The 3,777-nt window shown below is 70.6% G+C and carries 4 protein-coding genes; 2 read left to right on the top strand and 2 right to left on the bottom strand.

The window, feature by feature from the left end; translation table 11 throughout:
- Positions 1-1,111 (bottom strand): NAD(P)-binding domain-containing protein (locus tag ACM2XV_RS13255; RefSeq protein ID WP_487027269.1); only part of this gene is annotated, 1,111 nt, incomplete at its 3' end.
- Between the two features lie 120 nt (positions 1,112-1,231).
- Here ACM2XV_RS13255 and ACM2XV_RS13250 point away from each other — a divergent pair.
- Together ACM2XV_RS13250 and ACM2XV_RS13245 are read left to right on the top strand one after the other, a co-directional pair.
- Positions 1,232-2,506, top strand: coding sequence for a methyltransferase domain-containing protein (locus ACM2XV_RS13250; protein WP_487027268.1), 1,275 nt, complete (start codon positions 1,232-1,234; stop codon positions 2,504-2,506).
- An 11-nt stretch (positions 2,507-2,517) separates the two neighbouring features.
- Entirely contained in the window at positions 2,518-3,552 is a 1,035-nt protein-coding gene (locus ACM2XV_RS13245) for an NAD-dependent epimerase/dehydratase family protein (RefSeq protein ID WP_487027267.1), read from the top strand.
- Here ACM2XV_RS13245 and ACM2XV_RS13240 read toward each other — a convergent pair.
- Positions 3,542-3,777: Rossmann-fold NAD(P)-binding domain-containing protein (locus ACM2XV_RS13240; protein WP_487027266.1), on the bottom strand; the 236-nt coding region annotated here is incomplete at its 5' end. The genes ACM2XV_RS13245 and ACM2XV_RS13240 overlap by 11 nt on opposite strands.

The raw sequence follows: 3,777 nt of genomic DNA, 5'->3' as shown, positions 1-3,777 counted from the left end.
TGCCGGCGGCCGTCGCGCCGACGAAGAACAGCCCAGGGGCCGAGGACTCGAAGTGCCGGTTCAGCTCGGGCATCTCGCCGACGCGGGCGAGGCCGCGGGCGAGGCGCTGGTCGAGGAACGGGATGCGGTCGAGGCTCGCCTGGTAGCCCGTCGCGCAGATCACGTGGTCGAACTCGCGCCACTCGTGCTCGCCGTCTGGCCCGCTCAGTTCGAGCGCAATGGACGCCTCGCCGTGGCGGGCGCCGTGCAGCGTGACGCCGGTGCGCACCTCGGCTCCGCCCATCACGGTGTCGCGCAGCCACCACGGCGAGACCGGGCCCAGGTGATTGCGGACGATGCGCAGGCGCAGCTCGGGCGGCAGGGCGCGGAAGACGTCGGGAGCGTCCTCGCACAGCTTGTTGCGCCAGCCCGGGCCGAGCCCCGTCGACGGGTTGCGCAGGCGCTCGGCCCAGCTCGGGCGCTGAGCGTCGGGGTCGGGCGCCGCCCAGAACGGAATGCTGCCCCGCCGGGCGAGCAGGGTGGACTGGGCGCCGGCGTCGACCAGCGCCGCTGTCACTTCGACCGCGGAAGAGCCGGCGCCGATCACGGCGACCCGGGCGCCGGCGAAGCGGTCGAAGGTGCGGTGATCGCCCGAGTGGCTCACGCGGTCGCTCGGCCCGGCGAGCACGGCCGGCGTGTGGGCGAAGTGGGTGATGCCGACTGCAACGATGACGCGGCGAGCCGTCTGGCGCTCGCCGTCCTCGAGCACCAGCTCGTAGCCGTCCGACGTCGGCGTGAGCAGCGTCACCATGCGCTCGTCCAGATCCGGCACGAGTTCGTCGCGGAATGCGAGGCCGTAGTCGCAGAAGCGCGCGAGGGGAACGCGCGGTTCGCGATCGCCGTAGGGCGCCCCGACGCGGGCGCTGTACTCGCCGAGCGTCCAGCCCGGAACGCCCGCGGTCAGGCTGGAGGCGAAGGGGTCCGACTTGAGGAGCATGTCGGCGGGCATCCGCTCGCGCCAGGTCGCCATCGGCGGCCCGAAGGTGCGGGCATCCGCACCGCGCTGGGCGAGCTGCGCTGCGACCGAGAGTCCATACGGACCCGCGCCGATGACGGCGATGTCACTATGCATGGGAACAAGTGAGGATTACTCTGGGCGAATCCGACAGTCCCTCCAAGGGGGGTATGAGGGATTCTCAGTTCTCCGGATACGGTGACGGCATCACGCTTCCCGACCGAGAGGCCCCATCCCATGGCTTCGGACAGCACCGTGTCCCCGACCTGCCGCCTGTGCGGCGCCGACCTGACCGAGACCTTCGTCGACCTCGGCATGTCGCCGCCCTGCGAGGACTTCCTGACGGCTGACCGGCTCGACGCGGCCGAGAAGTTCTACCCGTTGCACGTGCGCATCTGCGCCGACTGCCTGCTCGTGCAGCTGCCCGCCTACGTCGACCCCGAGGACGTCTTCGTCGAGTACGCCTACTTCTCGGGCTTCTCCGACAGCTGGGTGAGCCACGCCAAGCGCTACGCCGACGCCATGATCGAGAAGCTCGGCCTCGGCCCGGACAGCCTGGTGACCGAGGCCGCCAGCAACGACGGCTATCTGCTGCAGCACTTCCGCGCGGCAGGCATCGCCGTTCTCGGCATCGAGCCGGCGGCCAACATCGGCGTCGTGGCGCGCGAGCGCGGCATCCGCACGGAATCGGTGTTCCTCGGCGAGCGGACGGGCAGTGAGCTGGCGGCCCGCTACGGGCGCGCCGACCTGGTCGCGGCGAACAACGTGTTCGCCCACATCCCCGACCTCATCGACTTCACCAAGGGCCTGCGCGCCCTCGTCAAGGACGACGGCTGGGTGACGATCGAGGTGCAGTACCTGCGCCGGCTGATCGAGCGCAACCAGTACGACACGATCTACCACGAGCACTTCCAGTACTACACGGCGCTCACGATCTCGCGGGCGCTGCGCACGGGCGGCCTCGAACTGGTCGACATCGAGGAGCTCCCGACCCACGGCGGCTCGATCCGCGCCTACGCGCGGCCCCGCGAGGTCGCGGGAACACCGAGCGACGCCGTCGTGCGCCTTCTCGCCGAAGAGGCCGAGGCCGGCCTCGACACCGTGTTCGGGCACGCGGGCTTCGCCTACTCCGTCTCGCGCATCCGCAACGACGTGCTCGACTTCCTCATCACCGCCGCGCGCGAGGGCAAGACGGTCGCGGGCTACGGGGCACCCGGAAAGGGCAACACGCTGCTCAACCACTGCGGCGTGCGCGCCGACCTGCTGCAGTACACGGTCGACCGCAACCCCTACAAGCACGGCCGCTACCTGCCCGGCACGCACATCCCCGTCTTCGCGCCCGAGCGGCTCGCCGAGACGAAGCCCGACTACGTCTTCGTCCTGCCCTGGAACCTGCGCGCCGAGCTGAGCGAGCAGCTCGCCTACGTCGCCGAGTGGGGCGGCAAGCTCGTCTTCCCCATCCCCTCGCTCGAGATCGTCGACCCGGCCGCCGCGCCGATCGCCGCCTACTGAAAGAAGACGCCATGCGTGTACTCGTCACCGGCAGCGAGGGCTACCTCGGCACCGTCATGACGCAGGTGCTGCGGAACGCCGGGCACGACGTGGTCGGGCTCGACACCGGCTTCTTCGCCGACTGCGTGCTCGGCCCGGCGCCGGACGACCCGCCAACCATTCGGGCAGACATCCGCGACATCACGCCAGAGCACCTCGTCGACGTCGACGCGGTCGCGCACCTCGCCGCGCTCTCGAACGACCCGCTCGGCAACCTCGCCCCGCAGCTCACCTACGACATCAACCATCTGGCCAGCGTGCGGCTCGCCCGCGCGGCGAAGGAAGCCGGCGTGCGCCGCTTCCTGTATGCGTCCACCTGCAGCGTGTACGGCACCTCGGGCGGCGACGTGCTCGTCAATGAGGATGCCCCGCTCGCGCCCGTCACGCCGTATGCCGAGAGCAAGGTGCGCGTCGAAGCCGATCTGGATGCCCTCGCCGACGCCGACTTCGAGCCGGTGTACCTGCGCAACGCCACCGCCTTCGGCTTTTCGCCGCGGCTGCGCGGCGACATCGTGCTCAACGACCTCGTCGCCTCTGCCTACCTAACGGGCACCGTGCTGGTGCTTTCGGACGGCACGCCGTGGCGCCCCTTGGCTCACGCACAGGACATCGCCGCAGCCTTCCTCGCGTGCCTCACCGCGCCCGCGGAATCCGTCTCCAACCAGGCGTTCAACGTCGGCCTCAGCGCGAACAACCTGCGCGTGAGCGACATCGCCGCGATCGTGGCAGACGTCGTCCCCGGCTCTAAGCTGAGGATCACGGGCGAGGCGGGCAACGACCCGCGCTCGTACCGGGTCGACTTCAGCAAGATCGCCCGCCTCGTGCCGGAGTTCGAGGCGAGCTGGACCATTCGGCGCGGCGCGGCAGAGCTGTTCCAGAAGTACGCGGAGTACGGGCTTGTGGAGGACGTCTACCGCGCGAAGTTCAAGCGGCTGCCCTGGCTCGCCGGCCTGCAGCGCGAGGGGCGCCTCAGCGACGACATGCGGTGGACGACCGTCAATGCGTGAGCGGCTCGACCTCGCGGGGCACGGGGTCCACGATGACCCACCTGGCGCCGGATTCCTCGACGCCGGGCAGCGCCGCGCGCACTTCGGGCAGCAGGTCCGAGACGAAGAGCAGAACGCGGTCGGGGCGCCGCTCGAGCAGCTCGTCGGGGCTGACGATGGGAATCCGCGTCACGGGCATCGCCCTGCCGTGCTTGGCGCTCGACGCGTCGGCGATGACGGCGACGT

It is taken from the genome of Gryllotalpicola sp. CP2-P1 (genome assembly GCF_057512245.1).
The sequence above is the reverse complement of the archived record's forward strand: the minus strand, read 5'-3'. Positions and strand labels throughout refer to the sequence as shown.